The 203-nt window shown below is 29.6% G+C and carries 1 pseudogene; it reads right to left on the bottom strand.

Annotation, left to right across the window (positions count from 1 at the left end):
• Window positions 1-203: pseudogene (locus GNY06_RS00015) on the bottom strand (IS5/IS1182 family transposase); the annotation flags it as partial.

The following is a 203-nucleotide window of genomic DNA, read 5'->3' as shown; positions in this document are numbered from 1 at the left end:
ATAATAATAATTCTTGGCTGTTTTATTATTCCTGAGATTGGTTTTAATATTGGCGATTATTTTTTCTTTTTCTAACATTTGTCTTAAATTTTCACTGTCAAATCCTGCATCAGCATTCAGAAACAATCCTTTATGATCTATTTCTGCTTCGATTAGAGGTGACAGGATTTCTTTCAAACTACCTTCTATTTGGTATAAATCGT

It is taken from the genome of Elizabethkingia argenteiflava (assembly GCF_009904105.1).
GTDB lineage: Bacteria > Bacteroidota > Bacteroidia > Flavobacteriales > Weeksellaceae > Elizabethkingia > Elizabethkingia argenteiflava.
This window is presented reverse-complemented; position numbering and strand designations above follow the sequence as displayed.